Origin of the sequence: Nocardia higoensis NBRC 100133 (assembly GCF_000308595.1) — a bacterium.
GTDB lineage: Bacteria > Actinomycetota > Actinomycetes > Mycobacteriales > Mycobacteriaceae > Nocardia > Nocardia higoensis.
The window spans coordinates 59,384-75,193 of the sequence record NZ_BAGA01000074.1; the positions used below are offsets into that span (position 1 = coordinate 59,384).

16 protein-coding genes are annotated in these 15,810 nt (G+C 71.0%); 10 read left to right on the forward strand and 6 right to left on the reverse strand.

Features of this window, described 5'->3' with window-relative positions; translation table 11 throughout:
• Nucleotides 1–41: 41 nt before the first annotated feature.
• Complete coding sequence (locus ON26_RS11830; RefSeq protein ID WP_051026969.1) at nt 42–680, reverse strand: TetR/AcrR family transcriptional regulator; 639 nt, start codon at nt 678–680, stop codon at nt 42–44.
• A 106-nt stretch (nt 681–786) separates the two neighbouring features.
• On the opposite strand from ON26_RS11830, the gene ON26_RS11835 reads away from it, so the two are divergent.
• The 4 genes from ON26_RS11835 to ON26_RS11850 all read left to right on the forward strand — a co-directional run bounded on the left by ON26_RS11835 (nt 787) and on the right by ON26_RS11850 (nt 4,289).
• The gene (locus ON26_RS11835) at nt 787–1,239 is read left to right on the forward strand and encodes a MaoC family dehydratase (protein WP_040796121.1); all 453 of its coding nucleotides are present in this window, start codon (nt 787–789) and stop codon (nt 1,237–1,239) included.
• A 112-nt stretch (nt 1,240–1,351) separates the two neighbouring features.
• Entirely contained in the window at nt 1,352–1,795 is a 444-nt protein-coding gene (locus ON26_RS11840; RefSeq protein WP_157171872.1) for a hypothetical protein, read from the forward strand.
• Nucleotides 1,796–1,868: 73 nt separating this feature from the next.
• The gene (locus tag ON26_RS11845; RefSeq protein ID WP_040796123.1) at nt 1,869–3,416 is read left to right on the forward strand and encodes a phytoene desaturase family protein; all 1,548 of its coding nucleotides are present in this window, start codon (nt 1,869–1,871) and stop codon (nt 3,414–3,416) included.
• Between the two features lie 81 nt (nt 3,417–3,497).
• Nucleotides 3,498–4,289: an SAM-dependent methyltransferase gene (locus ON26_RS11850; protein WP_040796124.1), complete on the forward strand. Its 792-nt coding sequence runs from the start codon at nt 3,498–3,500 to the stop codon at nt 4,287–4,289.
• Between the two features lie 19 nt (nt 4,290–4,308).
• On the opposite strand, the gene ON26_RS11855 is transcribed toward ON26_RS11850, so the two are convergent.
• Nucleotides 4,309–6,150: a serine/threonine-protein kinase gene (locus ON26_RS11855; RefSeq protein ID WP_040796125.1), complete on the reverse strand. Its 1,842-nt coding sequence runs from the start codon at nt 6,148–6,150 to the stop codon at nt 4,309–4,311.
• A 141-nt stretch (nt 6,151–6,291) separates the two neighbouring features.
• Between ON26_RS11855 and ON26_RS11860 the strand changes: the two genes are divergently transcribed.
• Nucleotides 6,292–6,783: a gluconokinase gene (locus ON26_RS11860; protein ID WP_040796207.1), complete on the forward strand. Its 492-nt coding sequence runs from the start codon at nt 6,292–6,294 to the stop codon at nt 6,781–6,783.
• A 43-nt stretch (nt 6,784–6,826) separates the two neighbouring features.
• Here the strand turns inward: ON26_RS11860 and ON26_RS11865 are convergent, their stop codons facing one another.
• Nucleotides 6,827–7,624, reverse strand: coding sequence for a M50 family metallopeptidase (locus ON26_RS11865; protein ID WP_040796126.1), 798 nt, complete (start codon nt 7,622–7,624; stop codon nt 6,827–6,829).
• Between the two features lie 63 nt (nt 7,625–7,687).
• The gene (locus ON26_RS11870) at nt 7,688–8,440 is read right to left on the reverse strand and encodes a siderophore-interacting protein (RefSeq protein WP_040796127.1); all 753 of its coding nucleotides are present in this window, start codon (nt 8,438–8,440) and stop codon (nt 7,688–7,690) included.
• A 130-nt stretch (nt 8,441–8,570) separates the two neighbouring features.
• On the opposite strand from ON26_RS11870, the gene ON26_RS11875 reads away from it, so the two are divergent.
• Complete coding sequence (locus tag ON26_RS11875; RefSeq protein WP_051026970.1) at nt 8,571–9,407, forward strand: NADPH-dependent oxidoreductase; 837 nt, start codon at nt 8,571–8,573, stop codon at nt 9,405–9,407.
• A gap of 45 nt (nt 9,408–9,452) precedes the next feature.
• On the opposite strand, the gene ON26_RS11880 is transcribed toward ON26_RS11875, so the two are convergent.
• Both ON26_RS11880 and ON26_RS11885 read right to left on the reverse strand, forming a co-directional pair.
• Nucleotides 9,453–10,445, reverse strand: coding sequence for an LLM class flavin-dependent oxidoreductase (locus ON26_RS11880; protein ID WP_040796128.1), 993 nt, complete (start codon nt 10,443–10,445; stop codon nt 9,453–9,455).
• A gap of 84 nt (nt 10,446–10,529) precedes the next feature.
• Nucleotides 10,530–11,945, reverse strand: coding sequence for an MDR family MFS transporter (locus ON26_RS11885; protein ID WP_040796129.1), 1,416 nt, complete (start codon nt 11,943–11,945; stop codon nt 10,530–10,532).
• 165 nt (nt 11,946–12,110) lie between these two features.
• Here ON26_RS11885 and ON26_RS11890 point away from each other — a divergent pair, with 165 nt between their 5' ends.
• From ON26_RS11890 to ON26_RS11905, 4 genes are all read left to right on the forward strand, one after another.
• Nucleotides 12,111–12,434 carry a hypothetical protein gene (locus ON26_RS11890; protein ID WP_040796130.1) on the forward strand — a complete coding sequence of 108 codons (324 nt, stop codon included), beginning with the start codon at nt 12,111–12,113 and terminating at the stop codon, nt 12,432–12,434.
• On the forward strand, nt 12,431–13,783 hold the full coding sequence (locus ON26_RS11895; protein WP_040796131.1) for a hypothetical protein: 1,353 nt from the start codon (nt 12,431–12,433) through the stop codon (nt 13,781–13,783). Before ON26_RS11890 ends, ON26_RS11895 begins: the two co-directional genes overlap by 4 nt.
• Entirely contained in the window at nt 13,770–15,332 is a 1,563-nt protein-coding gene (locus ON26_RS31610) for a DUF8176 domain-containing protein (protein WP_157171873.1), read from the forward strand. Before ON26_RS11895 ends, ON26_RS31610 begins: the two co-directional genes overlap by 14 nt.
• 146 nt (nt 15,333–15,478) lie before the next feature.
• Nucleotides 15,479–15,754, forward strand: coding sequence for a GlsB/YeaQ/YmgE family stress response membrane protein (locus ON26_RS11905; RefSeq protein WP_040796132.1), 276 nt, complete (start codon nt 15,479–15,481; stop codon nt 15,752–15,754).
• The last annotated feature ends 56 nt before the right edge of the window (nt 15,755–15,810 follow it).

Sequence of the window (15,810 nt, forward strand, 5' to 3'; positions counted from 1 at the left end):
GCCACGCGACCGGGGGTGATGCGCGATGACCGGCTGTCCGATCAGTTCGGTTCCGGGGCGTCCTGATCGGCGCGGTGCGGCGCGATGCCGAGGAGCACGGAGTACACCTCGCGCAGGCGGTCGACATCGTTGCGGAGGCCCGCCGCGGTGTCGGTGTAGAGGAACGCCTCGCCGATGCGCACCAAGGTGTAGGCGAGCAGGTCGCGCGCCAGCGGCAGAGGGAATCCGTCTTCGCGTTCGACGCGGGCGAGCAGCGCGCCGACCGCGGTGACCGCGTGCGGCTGCACCGGGCCGTCGCTGGCGGTGAGGATGCGCAGGCCCGAGCGCGGCTCGTTCTCGAAGTAGCGCCGGAACGGCTCGTTGACCGTCTCCCAGCGGGCGACCCGGCTGAGTACCTCGACGATGCGGTGCGCGCCCTCGGCCCGGCACTTGGCGTCGGCCTTGGCGATCATCTGGTTGTACTCCTGCACCAGCATCGCGCCGAGCAGCCCCTCGCGCGAGCCGAACCAGCGGTAGACCGAGGCGCGACTGAGGCCCAGTTCGGCTGCGATGGATTGCACATCGACGCGTTCGCCCGCCAGGAAGGCGCGGCGGGTGAGGGCGATGACCTGCTCGCGGGTCGCCGACGCGGGACGGCCGGGGGAGCGGGCGCCACCGGTGGGGGAAGCGGAAAGGGTCATCCTCGAACAGTACACAGATCGATACGTGTCCCAAAAGGAAACGGTGCCGCAGCCTGGACCGGTAGTGTACGTCGCTGGCTGGTCCACCGACTGAAGGATATGAGCTATGCGGGTTTTCGACGGGATCGCCGACTTGGAGAAGGCGGTCGGCGAGCATCTCGGGTACAGCGACTGGTACACCGTGACACAGGAGAAGGTGAATCTGTTCGCCGAGGCGACCGGCGATCACCAGTGGATCCACGTCGACCCCGAGCGCGCGGCGCAGGGGCCCTTCGGCGGACCGATCGCGCACGGCTTCCTGACGCTGTCGCTGTTGCCGGTGCTGAGCAAGCAGGTCTTTCGCGTCGACGGCCTGAAGATGGGCATCAACTACGGTCAGGACAAGGTGCGATTCCCCTCCTCCGTCCTGGTCGGCAGCAGGCTGCGGGCCGGGATCGAGCTGCTGTCGGTGGAGCGCAGCGCGGCCGGCGCCCGGGTGCGTACCCGGGTGACCGTGCAGGTCGAGGAGGCGCCGAAACCGGCATGCGTGGCCGAGCACATCTCGGTGATGGTCGACTGACGGTGGACGCCACGCGGTAGCGGGCGTGACGCGAGATCACCGAAACGGCCGTCCGCGTCACGTCGCCGCCCTAGGATCGTGGACACCCTGACAGCTCGCCGAAGGGATCCCGATGACGACGACGTCCGAGAACGCCCCCTCGCCGAACTCTTCTACGTCCGGCCGCCGGGGCACCCGGTTGGCGGCGGTGTGCGCGTGCGCCGCGGGGCTGTCGCTGGGCGCGGCGCCATCGGCGTCGGCGACGGTCACCGGTGTCGAGGCGCTGCCGAATCTGAGTTTCGGCATGGCGACCAACTACGGCACCGACTGCACCGCCACCATCCAGGCCTTCGTCACCGACCCGGTCGCCCCGGTGCACTTCTACGACGACGGGACGCCGCTGGCGACGGTCGCGCCCACCGGTGGCGTCGCCCTGCTGACCTGGATCCCGGCCACGCCGGGACTGCACCGGATCAGCGTGGCGCAGTCCTCGGATCCGGCGGTCTCCTGGTATGTGGATCTGCCGGTCGGTTACGGCGAGCCCGTGGGCGTCGGCTGCGCGGTCATCGGCGGCTGAACCGGTCGGTCTCGGCCGCTGCGGGCCCGTGTCCCTCGGCGCGGATGTCACCGGGGCGTGATATCCAGTTCCGATGAGACCGGCGCGGGATTTCTATGACGTCGTCGTGGTCGGCGGCGGGCACAACGGCCTGGTCGCGGCCGCTTACCTGGCGCGGGCCGGACGTTCGGTACTGGTGCTCGAGCGGCTCGACCACACTGGCGGGGCGGCGGTGTCGCAACGTCCCTTCCCCGGCGTGGACGCGCGCCTGTCGCGCTACTCGTACCTGGTGAGCCTGCTGCCGCGCCGCATCGTCGAGGACCTCGGGCTGCGTTTCCGGCTCCGGCCCCGGCGGATCTCCTCCTACACCCCGGTCGGCGAGGCCGGCCTGCTCGTCGACACCGCCGCACCTGAGCGCACCAGGGCGAGCTTTCGGCGGCTCACCGGTTCGGACCGGGATTACGAAGCGTGGCAACGTTTCTCGGTGACCACCACCCGGCTGGCCGAGCGGGTCTTCGCGACGATGACCGAACCGCTGCCGACCCGCGCCGAACTACGCCGCCTGATCGACGACGAGGCGACCTGGGAAGCGATCTTCGAGCGTCCGCTCGGCGAGGTCGTCACCGGTACCTTCGCCGACGACACCGTCCGCGGCGTCGTCTTCACCGACGCGCTGATCGGCACCTTCAGCCACGGCGCCGACCCGTCGTTGCGACAGAATCGCTGCTTCCTCTACCACGTCATCGGCGGCGGCACCGGCGACTGGAACGTGCCGGTGGGTGGCATGGGCGCGCTGACCGACGCGCTGGCCGACGCCGCGCGAGCAGCGGGCGCGGAGCTGATCACGAGCGCGGAGGTGACCGCCATCGGCAGTGACGGGCGCACGGCCGACGTCGGCTGGGAAGGCGGTACCGTGGGTGCTCGCCATGTGCTGGTCAACGCCGCGCCCCGCGAACTGGATCGACTGCTCGGCAGGCAGGCGCGCGACGAGCCGGAGGGTGCTCAGCTCAAAGTGAACATGGTGCTGCGCCGGTTGCCGCGACTACGTGATCCGCGGGTCGATCCACGCGACGCCTTCGCCGGTACCTTTCACGTCGCCGAGTCCTACAGCGGGCTCGAGCAGGCCTATCGGCAGGCAAACGCCGGGATACTGCCCGAGGTGATTCCGTCCGAATTGTATTGCCACACACTGACCGATCGCTCGATCCTTTCCGGCGCGGCCGCCGACTCCGGCATGCACACCCTCACTCTTTTCGGCTTGCACACTCCGGCAAGGCTTTTCCGCGGCGACCCCGAAGGGGCGCGTACCGCGGCGCTGGACGCGGCCCTGGCCGGGCTCGATGCCGTGCTCGGCGAACCGCTGGCCGACTGCCTCGCCGTCGACGCCGAGGGCAAGCCGTGCCTCGAGGTCAGGACGCCGGTGGATCTGGAGCGCGATCTGGGTCTGCCCGGCGGGCACATCTTCCACGGGGACCTCCGATTCCCCTGGCAGGAAGGCGAAATGGGCGACGCGGCGCACCGTTGGGGCGTGGCCACCGATATCGCCAACGTGCTGATCTGTGGCGCGGGGGCGGTCCGCGGCGGCGGGGTGAGCGGGCTCGGCGGCCACAACGCGGCGATGGCCCTGCTGTCGGGACGATGACCGAAGACTCTGCCGTGGCAACCTCGATCAGTTGTACAGTCCGCACGATATCGCCGGATTATCTGTATTCAGGAGTTCTGCATGATCGACCAACCCCGCCCCGTTCGCACCGACGTACCGACCTCGGCGCGCATCTGGAATTACTGGCTGGGTGGCCGTGACTATTACGAGGTGGATCGGCAGGCCGGGGAGGCCGGGGTCGTCAGTTATCCCGAGATCCGGACGATGGCAGTGCAATCCCGGCAGTTCCTGATCCGCACGGTGCGCTGGCTCGCCGCCGAGGCCGGGGTACGGCAGTTCCTCGATATCGGCACCGGGCTGCCCACCATGCAGAACACCCACGAGGTGGCGCAGGCCGCCGCGCCCGATGCCAAGGTCGTCTATGCCGACAACGATCCGCTGGTGCTCGCTCACGCCAGGGCGTTGCTGGTGAACTCCACGCCCGAGGGCACGACCACCTATGCCGAAGCCGATTTCAACGATCCCGGGCCGCTGATCGATGCCGCCCGCGCCGTGCTGAACTTCGACGAGCCCGTCGCGGTGCTGTTCATCGGCGTTCTCGGGCACGCCGACAGCTACTCCGACGCGCAGCGCGCGGCGCGGGCGATCATGGCGCCGCTGGCCTCCGGCAGCTACCTCGCGCTCTACGACGGCAGCACCGACGACCGCGACTACGTCCGGATGTGCGCGAACTACACGAAAACCGGTGGTGCGCCGTACACTCCGCGCACCGCCGAGCAGATCCGTGGTCTGTTCGACGGATTGCAGATCGTCGAACCGGGCGTGGTGCCGATCAATTTCTGGCGCACCGACGACGCCGAGCAGGGCATCCGCCCCGCCTCGGCCTGGGGCGGGGTGGGGCGCAAGCCCTGACGCGGCGGCACGGGCTGGTTCAGCCGCGGCGCAGGGTGCCCGCGATCTCGCCGCCGAACAGGCCCGGCGTGCTGTAGGCCAGCGAGCCGTCCGGTTGCAGGCGGACGGTGGAGACCGAGCCCTCGTCGGCGCAATCGCGCGGGCTGTCGGGGCCGAGCCGCGCGACGAAGGTGAGTTGGTCGCCGGTCACGTCGGTGAGCCGTTCGATGCGGCTGCACCGGTGGCCGGTGATCTTGCCGGTATTGGTCGATCGGGCCAGTTCGGCGCCGATCTCGCCGTCGTCGATGGTCAGCTGGATGTCGAAGGTGATCAGGCCATCGGCGGCCGTGCCGCGCCAGGTGCCGACGAACTCTGCCGGGACCGCCGAGGCGGGGGATTCGGTGGTGGTCGCGGCGGCCGAGGTGGTCGTGGTCTCGGACGTGGTCGTGGTGTCCTGCACGATCGCCGAGGGGCTCGCTTCGGTGCCGCCCGGCTGATCGCCACGAAGCTCGAGGCCGATGAAGAACGCTCCCGCCGCCACGGCCACGGCCACCACGGCGAGCGCGGCGATCAGCGGGCCACGCCTGCCCGGGCGTTCGGCCGGCCGGGAGTCCGCGGAGCGATCGCGGCCCGGCGGTCCGTATCCGGGTGTGGCCTGCCCACCGTGCCGGCCGGAGTCGGGCGCACCGGCGCCGGGCGCGGCATAACCGGACGGGCTCCGCTCGGCGCTTCCGTGCCAGCGCTCGGCCGGGGTGTGCAGGGCGGTGGGGTCGGTGCGACCGGACGGGACGCCTGCGTTCCATCGGTTGGTCGCCGGCTGTGCGAGCGGGTAGCCGTCGGCCGGATTCGCCTGTGTCGCATACGAACCGGACGGCGACCGGGTGCCCGTCGAGTCGTGACCGAGGGTCGGGCGCCGATCCTGCACGTACCGAAGGGGCTGGGAATGTGGTGGTGTGCCGACGTGCTCGGTGGGGTGGCCCGGGAGATCGCCCGGACCCGAATCGAGGTCGAGCAGTCGCACCGCGCGCTGGCTGACCTCCTCGAGCACGGCGGCGGGCAGCCAGCCGCTGCGCTCGCGGGCGCCGAGGTGATCGAGATGCTCGAGCACCTGGCGGGGCGATGGCCGGTCGGCGGGGTTCTTGGACAGGCAGGCGGCGACCAGCCCGCGCAGCGCCTCCGGGACGGCGTCGATGCGGGGTTCCTCGTAGACGATGCGGAACAGCAACTGCACGGTGTCGCCGCCGCCGAACGGACCCTGGCCGCCCGCGGCGTAGGTGAGTACTCCGCCCAGGGCGAACATGTCGCCCGCCGGGCCGACCGTCTCCCCGGTCACCTGCTCCGGACACATGAAAGCCGGTGAGCCGATGACCTTTCCGGTGGTGGTCAGCGCGGTGTCCTCGACGGCGCGGGCGATACCGAAGTCGATCACCTTCGGCCCGTCGACGGCCAGCAGCACGTTCGACGGCTTCAGGTCCCGGTGCACCACCCCGGCCTCGTGTACCGCGACGAGTGCCTCGGCCAGCCCGCGCGCGAGCACGATCAGACTGCGTTCACCGAACGGGCCGAATCGTTCGACGGCATCGGAGAGCGCGATCCCGGCGACGTATCCGGTCGCCAGCCACGGCGGGTCGGCGTTCACGTCGGCGTCGAGCACCGGCGCGGTGCAGGAACTGCCGACCCGCCGCGCCGCGGCCACCTCCCGCTGGAATCGGGCGCGGAATTCCGGGTCGGTGATCAGATCGGGGCGGATCACCTTGACCGCGACGGTGCGGCCACCGGCATTGCGGCCCAGGTACACCCGGCCCATGCCACCGACGCCCAGAACGCCGAGGAGCCGGTAGTCGCCGATCCGGCGGGGGTCGTCATGGCCGAGCGGTTGCATCGCGAACGAGGGTCCCTTCGAATAGAACTGACGAAAGGCTACCCATGCGCGCGCAGTGGTCGCGACACGCACCGGGCCGGGCGCCGCGGGACGCATCATGGAGTCGTGGCCGACGAAGCGACACCGCCCAGGGTGGTGGTGATGGGAGTGTCCGGCTCGGGCAAGTCGACGGTCGGATCGCGGCTGGCAGCGGCCGTCGGTGTGCCCTTCGCCGAGGGCGACGACTTCCACCCCGCCGCGAACATCGCCGCCATGAGATCGGGCGTCGCGCTCACCGACGCCGACCGCGCGCCCTGGCTCGACCGGATCGCCGCCCGGCTCGCCCGAGCCGGCGACGGCGCGGTGATCAGCTGCTCGGCGCTGGCCCGCGCCTACCGCGACCGGCTGCGCGCGGATGTGCCCGACCTCGTCTTCGTCCACCTCGATGTGCCACGCGCCGAACTGGACCGGCGGCTGCGACAGCGATCCGGCCATTTCATGCCGGCGGCCCTGCTCGACTCACAGCTGGCGACGCTGGAAGCGCTCGAGCCGGACGAGGCCGGCATCGTTCTGGACGGGACCAGGACACCGGAGGAACTGGTGGACCGAGCGGCGAGCCGGCTGCTCGACGGCCGGACGCGGCGGGATCACTGAGCGGGCAACCATCGGCTCCGGACGAGCCGCGGTGTCCCGGTTCTCAGCCGAAATCCGGGGCGGGGCAGTTGCCGGACGAGACCAGCGGCACGCAGATTCCGGTCGCCTCCGAGAACAGCAGTCCGCCGCCGTAGACGAGGGCGGCGACCGCGATCGCGGCGAAGACCAGCACCCAGAACAGGCCGGGCAGCTTGGTGAGCCCGGCGAGCTGGTCGGCGTCGGAGCCGACGCCACCGGGATTGCCCCAGTTGCGCCTGCGGCCGCGCTGCATCTCGATCACCGGCCGCAGCCCGGCGAAGAGCAGGAACCAGGCGGCCAGGTAGGCGAAGGCGGCCTGCACGATGTCGGTGCCGAACCAGGAGACCACGAAGATCAGGCCGCCGAGCGTGACCACGGTGAACGCGCCGTAGAGGTTACGCACTTTGATCAGCACCGCGGCCAGCAGCGCGATCGCGGTCCAGAGCATGAGGGTGATCCGGTCGGCGCCCAGCAGCGCGGCGAACCCGAGACCCAGCAGCGGCGGCGCGGGGTAACCGGCCAGGGCGGTCAGAATCATGCCGGGGCCGTAGGGCTTTCCGCTGGAGACCGTCAATCCGGAGGTGTCCGAATGCAGGGTGATGCGGTCGAGCCTGCGTCCGGTGAGCAGGGCGGCCAGCGCGTGCCCGCCCTCGTGCACGATCGTGACGACATTGCGGGCCATCCGCCACAGCGGTCCGTAGGAAACCAGCACCACCGCCAGTGCCCCGGTGACGAGCACCAGCTGCCACGGCGGCGGTTCCTGGGTGGTCGTGAGCCGGTCCACGATGGACGCGCCGCGCTCGAAGAATTCGTCGGTCTGCACCCGCCGAACCCTAGCGACCACACGCGTGCCCCGCAGCGGTGCAGCTCAGCCCCACCCGGCGGTTCAGCCCGCGGCGGGCACGGCCTCGGCGTCGGCGAGTTCGGCCTTCCACGTGCGGAAGCCCTCCTCGGTGCGGCCGCGCCGCCAGTAGCCGGAGATCGACGAGGCCCACTGGGCGGGCACTTCGCGCTCGCGGCGGATGTAGCGACGCATGTCGTGCATCACCGCCTGGGCCTCGCCGTGGATGAAGACCTGCACCTGCCCCGCGCGCCACTGCGCGGCGCGCACCGTAGCGGCGAGCAGTTCGCCCGCGGGGCGCTCGCCCCGGTGCAGCCAGGTCAGTTCGATGCCGTCGGGCTTGATCAGATCGAGTTCGTCCGCGGGACCGGCGATCTCGACGAAGGCGAGACCGACCGCGTCGGCGGGCATGGCCTCGAGAGCGGCCGCGATGGCGGGCAGTGCGGCCTCGTCACCGGCCAGCAGGTGCCAGTCCGCGTCCGGTCGCGGCGAGTACGCGCCGCCGGGGCCGTAGACGTCGATGGTGGTGCCGGGAGCGACACCGGCCGCCCACGGCCCGCCGATGCCTTCCTCGCCGTGGTGCACGAAGTCGACGGCGATCTCGCCGGTCGCCGGGTCGACCTTGCGGATGGTGTAGGTGCGCAGCACCTCGCCGCCGTCGCGGTCGAAGACGAACTTGACATAGGAATCACTGAATTCGCTCGGACGGAAGTCCTCGCTGGTGAAATACACCCGGATCAGGTGTTCGTTCAGGGGTGCGGAACGCAGGACCGTGAGGGTTGCGCGCTGGCGGGCCAAGGGGACCTCCGAAACAAGGAATATAAGGATTGCCTAACCAAGGTACCCGGCTCCGGCACCTCATGGGGAACGGCGGGGTTCGGTTCATCGTGAGAGTTACCGCTGACTCCCGCGGTAGGCGCACGGGATCATGACGATCATGACGCAGATCGCCCCGAACCCGACCGACAGCGTGCGTAGGCGCTACCGTGACGCCGACGCCGCCGGACCCGCCGAGTGGAACCCCACCCTGGCGGTCCTGCACGACCATCGTTCGGTGCGTCGCTATCTGCCCGACGACGTCTCCGACGACACCCTCCGCTTGCTCGTCTCGGCCGCCCAGTCCGCCCCGACCTCCTCCAATCTGCAGGTCTGGAGCGTCGTCGCCGTCCGTGACCCCGAGCGCAAGTCCCGCCTGGCCGCCCTGGCCAACAACCAGGCGCACATCGAGCAGGCGCCGGTGCTGCTGGTCTTCACCGCCGATTTCGCCCGGCTCCGGCAGCTGGCCGCGGACAAGGACGCTCCGCTGGCGGGCGCCGACTACCTGGAGTCCAGCTATGTCGGCTTCATCGACGCGGCGCTGGCCGCTCAGAACGCCCTCGTCGCCGCGGAATCCCTCGGCCTCGGCACCGTCTACATCGGCGCGCTGCGCAACAAGCCCGAGGAGGTCGCGGCCGAACTCGGCCTGCCGCCCGGCGTGTTCGCCACCTTCGGCCTGGTCGTCGGTCACCCCGACCCCAGCGAGAACGCCCAGGTGAAACCGCGCCTGCCGCAGGAGGCGGTGCTGCACCACGAGACGTACGGGCTGCCCGCGCAGCGCGAGCACATCCAGGCCTACGAGACGCGCATCGCCGAGTTCTACGCCGAGCAGGAACTCGAGCACTCCTGGACCGATCGGGTGCTGAAGCGCCTGGCCTCCGCGCAGAGCCTGTCCGGTCGCGACCGGCTGCGCATTTCGCTCGAGAAGCAGGGCTTCCCGCTGTTGTGAACCCGGCCGCCGGGCCGACGTCTCCGGCTCGGCCCTTCCGGGTCGTCAGCTCGCGGCGAGCTTGGCGATGAGTTCGTAGGACCTGGCACGGTCCTCGATGTCGTAGACCATGGTGTTGAGCATCAGCTCGTCGGCCTCGGTTCGCCGCAACAGGTCGGTGAGCTGGTCGCGCACGGTCTCCGGGGAGCCGAGCACCTGACCGGCGCGGCGCTGCGCGATGAACAGACGCTCGTGCTCGGTGAACTCGTAGGCCGCGGCCTGCTCGGGAGTGGCCAGCGCGCGGGGGCGGCCCGCGGCCAGCTGCAGGAACACGAGATCACGGGGACGGGCCAGCTCCTCGGCGCGCTCGTCGGTGTCGGCGGCCAGCGCGCCCGCCGCCACCATCGCGTACGGCGCCTCCAGAGCGGCGGACGGACGGAATTCGGATCGATACAGCGCCAGCGCGGGCTCGGTCGCCGCCGGGTTGATGTGATGGGCGAAGGCGAACCGCAGACCCAGCGCGGCGGCCACCTGCGCGCTGTAGCCGCTGGAACCGAGCAGCCAGATCTCCGGCTCGTGATCGCGGCCGGGGGTGGCGGTGATGCCGCCGGGGCCGACACCGCGGAAGAAGCGCAGCAGATCGGCCAGCTCCTGCGGGAAGTTCTCCGCCGACAGGCCCGCCTCGGTGCGGCGCAGCGCGCGTGCTGTCGCGTGGTCGGTGCCGGGAGCGCGGCCGATGCCGAGGTCGATGCGTCCCGGATGCAACGCCTCGAGCGTGCCGAACTGCTCGGCCACCACCAGCGGCGCGTGGTTGGGCAGCATCACCCCGCCCGAGCCCACCCGAATCCGGCTCGTCGCCGCGGCCACGTGCGCGATGACCACCGCGGGCGCGGAGCTGGCGATGCCCGGCATGTTGTGGTGCTCGGCCACCCAGAAGCGCCGGTAGCCCAGCTCCTCGGTGCGCCGGGCGAGTTCGGTCGTCGCGGCCAACCCGGCCGCCGCGCCGGCGCCTTCCTGCACCGGCGCGAGATCGAGCACGGACAGCGGGACGTCGATCATGGGGCTCCTCGGGCATAGGCGAATCCGACGGCAAGTCTGTTCAGGACAACGCCGCGTGCCCGGGCGGGCATTCCACGGGATCGGTCACACCGTGCCGTCGACGGCACGCCCGGGCAGCATCGCGGCGGCGGCCAGCAGCAGCGCCGCCATCACCGCGATCGCCACGAACACCAGGTGCACGGCCTCGGCCAGCAGCGCGGGCGCGGGCTGGCCGGTCCCGCCGACCCGCGCGTTGACGATCGCGCCGAACACCGCCACTCCGACGGCACTGCCGATCGAGCGCGAGAAACTGTTCGCCGAGGTCACCACGCCGCGCTCGGACCACTGCGCGCTGGTCTGGGCGGCGATCAGGCTCGGCGTGGACACCAGCCCGAGGCCCGCGCCGATCACGAAGCACGACAGCGCCACCCGCCAGACCGGCGAGTCCTGGTCGATGAGCACCGCCGACAGCGCGCCGAGGGTGGCCAGCCCGCTGCCGATGAGCGCGCTGCCGCGGAAACCGATGCGCAGATACACCTTCCCGGCCTGCGAGGCGGCCAGCGGCCACCCCAGGGTCAGCGCGCCCACCGTCAGGCCGGCCACCAGCGCGCTCGCCCCGAGCACGCCCTGGCTGAAGGTCGGCACGTACGAGGACAATCCGAGCATCACCGCGCCGACCGAGATGGCGATCAGGCTGCTCGCGATCACCACGCGCCGGGTGAACACCCACAGCGGCAGGATCGGATGATCCGTGCGCGTCTCGACCCAGCCGAACACCGCCAGCGCCACCCCGCCGAGCGCGAAGACTCCGATGCTCTGCGGCGACGACCACGCCCAGGCCTGCCCGCCCTCCAGCAGGCCGAGGATCACCGCGCCCGCGCCGATGGTGAGCAGCACGGCGCCCGGATAGTCGATGCGCTGATCGCCGCGCTCGGCTTCCTCCCGGAAGTTGCGCGCCAGCGTCCACAGCGCGATGGCGGCGAGCGGCAGATTCACCAGGAAGATCCAGCGCCAGCTCACGAAATCGACGAACACCCCGCCCAACAGCGGCCCACCCACCGCCGAGATCGCCCACACGCTCGCCAGATAGCCCTGCACCTTGGCGCGCTCGGCCAAAGTGTAGAGATCACCGGCGATCACCATGGTCATCGGCTGGATCGCGCCGGCGCCGACGCCCTGCACCGCGCGGAACACGATGAGCGCGGTCATGCTGGTGGCCAGACCGCACAACAGCGACCCCACGGCGAAGGTGGTGATGCCGAAGAGGATGACCGGCTTGCGGCCCACGATGTCGGCCAGCTTGCCGTAGACCGGGACCGTGACCGCCTGCGCCAGCAGATAGATCGAGAACAGCCACGGGAACTGCGAGAACCCGCCGAGCGAACGGGTGATCGAGAGGACGGCGGTGGCGATGATGGTGGCGTCGAGCGCCACCAGTCCGGTGGCCAGCATCAACGACCCGAGGATCGGCCCGCGGTCGGAGCGCAGACCGACGTTGGGCGATCCGATGTCTGTTGCCACCTGTACTCCTGTTCCGGCGGGCCGTCGTCGGGCGAGACCGCGCCGCCCGGGTTCTCTGTGTATACCGGCACCAACTTTCCGGTTGCCAGGGGTTATTCCGGGCGAGAGCATGCGACTATGGACGGGTCGCGTAGATCACCAGGGGTTTCCGTCAAAGGGGGAACAATGGACACGCTGAAGCTCGATCCGGCTGCGGTCGCGGCATATACCGCCATCGCCGACACCGTGTCGGAACAACTCGCGAACGCGGCGCAGGCGGGCGCGGGCGCGCTCGATCGGTCGCGGCTGGAGGCCGATCTCGGCATGCTCGGCGCCGGATTCGCCGCCAAGTTCACCGCCGCGGTCGCCGAACACACCCAGGCCCTGTCGACCGCCGGTCAGCTGGTCGGCGCCTACGGTCAGGCCTTGCGCGACTACAGCGCCGCGATGACCACGAGCGACGCGGCCTCGGCGGCCGAGCTGGCGAAGACGAGCGAGGAACTGGCATGAGGCCGCTGACCGCGCTGCGCAGGCGCCGCCCCGCTGATACCGTCGCGAGCGATTCGCTTCCCGTCACCCCCGACCCGGCGGTCGATCCGCCGATGATCGCCGCGCTGGTGCGCCCGATGCTGCAATTGCGTTCCACCCTCGGTTCCGGCGCGACCATGCCGGATCGCACCATCACCGCCGCACTGTCGGCGGCCAGTACGCAGGCCGCCGATTCCGAGGGCCCGCATCGCAACGGCCTGCACGCGCTCGAGTCCACCTGGACCTCGGCCGGAGCGGACGCCGCGGTGCCCGCCTTGCGTACCACCCAGACCGAGATCGGCGAGATCTCCGATCGCGGGCCCGCCTATCTGTCGGTGCTCTCCGACGCCCAGGCCACCAGCGCCCGCGCCGCGCGCAAGGTCGACCAGATCATCGCCGACTTCCGCGCCGACGCACGCGTGATCCTGGCCAACTCCACCTCCGCGCCGGAGACCGACGCGGTGATCGACCGCGCGGCTACCGCGCTGCGCGAGGCCATCGAAACCGTCGAGGCCGCGCAGACCGAGATGGACGGCCACACCCAGCGGATCGACACGATGGGCCCGCTCACGGTCACCACGCCGGCGGGGCTCACCGACCGCAGCGGCGGTATCGGCGGAACAGCCACGCCGGCGACCTATTACTCGAACCTGCCCGCCTCGGGTATCCCGCAGACCACGGCCGACGGGCAGCCGCTGGACCCGGCGCTCATCGCGCAGATGCAGCTCCAGCAGCAGCTGATCGCCGCGGGCGTGGATCTGGGCACCGCGGCCATCACCGCGGGCGTCGATATCGGCACACACCTGATCGACAAGATCGCCGAGACCGGCATGCACGCGATGGACACCGTCGCCGCCTCGGCGGACGCGGCCATCTCGCAAGCGATTCCGGAACTGATCAATCCGGGCAGCACCACCACCGCCGGTGCGGGCACATCCGGCTCGACGCCGAACAAGCTGTTCGACTTCGGCGGCGGCACCGGTCCGTCGAATCCGTCGGCGATGACCGCGGCACCGGGCACCCTCGGTGGCACGCCGAAGGCCGATACGCCGAAACCCGCTGTGCCCGAACCGAGCCCGGGTCATTCGATCACTCCCGATCCGGCCGACAAGCCGGTCGCCCAGGCGCCGTTCTCCGGTAACTCGGAGCCGTCCAGGCCGGTCTCGCCGGGCGGTGCGGCAGGCGGTATGGCCATGCCGCCGGGCGCGGGCGACCAGGACCGCAAGCGCGACGGTCAGCTGGGGGTGACAGTGCCCGCGTCGGAGATCCTGCCCGAATCGAGCACCGTTCCCGCCGCCGTGATCGGCGATTTCGGCGATGACGCCCTCTGACCGAGACCCGAACGCGCCCGGCCCCGCCAACCCGTTCGACACGGGCCTGCCGATGCTGCGTATGCCGCCCCCGGCGGCGTCCAAGAGCAAACGCAAACGCAAACGTCAGGCGGGCCGGGTCATCGGCCGCAATGTCGGCGCCGCCCGCGCCGAGCCCGGCGTGATCGACTCCGCGGGCACCGCCGACGAGCCGATTCCGCCGCTGCCGGTGCCCGAACGCTCACGGCCGAGCGGGGATTGGGCGCAATGGCTGGAGCCGCGCTCGACATCGGCGCGGCCGCCCGCGCGTGCGTGGGCGGGTTCCCGCGTGCCGACGGATACGGGCGCGTCCGCGGCGAAGCCGTCGCCCGACCGTGACTACCGGGATTCCGATGGGAACATCGACGGCGACCGCGGTTCGGGTGCGAGCGCTGATGTCCACCGCGGCGCGGGCGGGACTGCCTACCCGGACGTGGGTGGAGACGCCGACGGCGATCGCGGCTCGGGTGCAGGCGCCTACGACGACCGGGGCGCGGGCGGAGAAGCCGACGACGACCGGGACGCGGATGCAGGCGCGTACGACAACCGGGAAAGCGGCGTCGGCTACGGCAGCGGGGAATTCGGCGGAGATGCCTCCGACGCCCACGGCTTCGGTGCGAGCCCCTACGCCGACAGGGGAGACAGCGAGAACCGCTACGACGGGGATGCTTTCGGCGATGCCGGGGCGTTCCAGCGGGAGGCGACCGTCCGCGACTGCGAGGAGTACGACCTCGGCGACGAGCCGCCCGCTCGCGGAGCGGGCCGCGGCGGGGCCGCCGACCCGGATTCGTCCGGTGCCGATGTCGCCGATCGACGGTTCGACCGGAAGTACGCCGCGGCGAACATCTTCGACGAGGCCGGTCCGGACGAGCCGAAGCGGCTGCCCTCGCTGATCGATCGCACCGGCGGCAATCCCGGCCCGTCCCTGCGCAGGCCGCGCCCGCAGGGAGCCGACAGCGGGTCCGGCAATGACCGCCTGCCGGCGGTACTCGTGGTCGTCGGCGTCCTGATCGCGGTCGGGTCGATCGTCTGGGCGCTGCTGCCCGGTGCGCCGCCCGTGCAGCAGGCCGAGGCGCCGGTCGAGCAGGCCACGCCGCCGCCGGCGCCGACCACCACCGTCGCCCCCGAAGTAACCGCGGTCGCCACGCCCGGCTGCGAGCAGCGCAATTCCGCCGATGTCGTCTCCGGAACGCAGCCGGGCGGCACCACCGACGGCCCTTCGGCCATCCTGGCGTTCGAGCACGCCTACTACGTCCTGCGCTCCGGCGCGGCCGCGCGAGCGGTGGTGACCCCGGACTCCACCGTGCCCGCCGCCGACCAGATCCAGCGCGGCATCGACCAGGTGCCCGTCGGCACCCGCTATTGTGTGCACATCACCAAGCTCCAGGCTCCCTCGGCGGACGGCCTGACCCGCTGGGAGGTGCGGCTGACCCAGCAGTACCCGGACGAGCAGCCGAAGACCTTCCTGCAGTCCATCGCCACCCGCAGCCACACCGGGAAGACGTTGATCGCCTCGATCTCGATGGCCTGACGGATCTCGATGGAACAGCGGTCATTCGGTCCGCTCGAAAATTGTGGGCAGTGGCATCGATCGGGCCGGTTTGTGCCGCGCTGCCCGGGTATTACCTCGGCATCGCACGCCGTCGGGCGTGTCTTTGCTCGAGGATAGGAGAAGTGATGCTTGGTCTCGGAATCATCGGCTGGATCATCATCGGAGGCCTCGCCGGTTGGATTGCCAGCAAGCTCATGAAGACCGACGCCCAGCAGGGCATCCTGCTCAACATCGTGGTGGGCGTCCTCGGTGGCCTGATCGGCGGCTTCCTGCTGAAGCTGTTCGGCGTGGACGTCGAAGGCGGCGGTCTGTGGTTCAGCTTCTTCACCTGCCTCGCCGGCGCGGTGATCCTGCTGGCCTTGGTCCGCGCGTTCACCGGTCGTCGCGGCGCCCTGCACTGACGCACCGAGCCCGGTGCCGGCGGCACCGAGCTGAGACGAGCCCGACCACCGTCCCC

Bases quoted from the DNA above. Each gene is read 5' to 3' on its own strand.
- ON26_RS11850 (WP_040796124.1), top strand. From the start codon at position 3,498: ATGATCGACCAACCCCGCCCCGTTCGCACCGACGTACCGACCTCGGCG.
- ON26_RS11860 (WP_040796207.1), top strand. From the start codon at position 6,292: ATGGGAGTGTCCGGCTCGGGCAAGTCGACGGTCGGATCGCGGCTGGCA.
- ON26_RS11880 (WP_040796128.1), bottom strand. From the start codon at position 10,445: ATGATCGACGTCCCGCTGTCCGTGCTCGATCTCGCGCCGGTGCAGGAA.
- ON26_RS11830 (WP_051026969.1), bottom strand. From the start codon at position 680: ATGACCCTTTCCGCTTCCCCCACCGGTGGCGCCCGCTCCCCCGGCCGT.
- ON26_RS11875 (WP_051026970.1), top strand. From the start codon at position 8,571: ATGACGATCATGACGCAGATCGCCCCGAACCCGACCGACAGCGTGCGT.
- ON26_RS31610 (WP_157171873.1), top strand. From the start codon at position 13,770: ATGACGCCCTCTGACCGAGACCCGAACGCGCCCGGCCCCGCCAACCCG.
- ON26_RS11890 (WP_040796130.1), top strand. From the start codon at position 12,111: ATGGACACGCTGAAGCTCGATCCGGCTGCGGTCGCGGCATATACCGCC.
- ON26_RS11840 (WP_157171872.1), top strand. From the start codon at position 1,352: ATGACGACGACGTCCGAGAACGCCCCCTCGCCGAACTCTTCTACGTCC.
- ON26_RS11845 (WP_040796123.1), top strand. From the start codon at position 1,869: ATGAGACCGGCGCGGGATTTCTATGACGTCGTCGTGGTCGGCGGCGGG.
- ON26_RS11895 (WP_040796131.1), top strand. From the start codon at position 12,431: ATGAGGCCGCTGACCGCGCTGCGCAGGCGCCGCCCCGCTGATACCGTC.
- ON26_RS11855 (WP_040796125.1), bottom strand. From the start codon at position 6,150: ATGCAACCGCTCGGCCATGACGACCCCCGCCGGATCGGCGACTACCGG.
- ON26_RS11835 (WP_040796121.1), top strand. From the start codon at position 787: ATGCGGGTTTTCGACGGGATCGCCGACTTGGAGAAGGCGGTCGGCGAG.
- ON26_RS11905 (WP_040796132.1), top strand. From the start codon at position 15,479: ATGCTTGGTCTCGGAATCATCGGCTGGATCATCATCGGAGGCCTCGCC.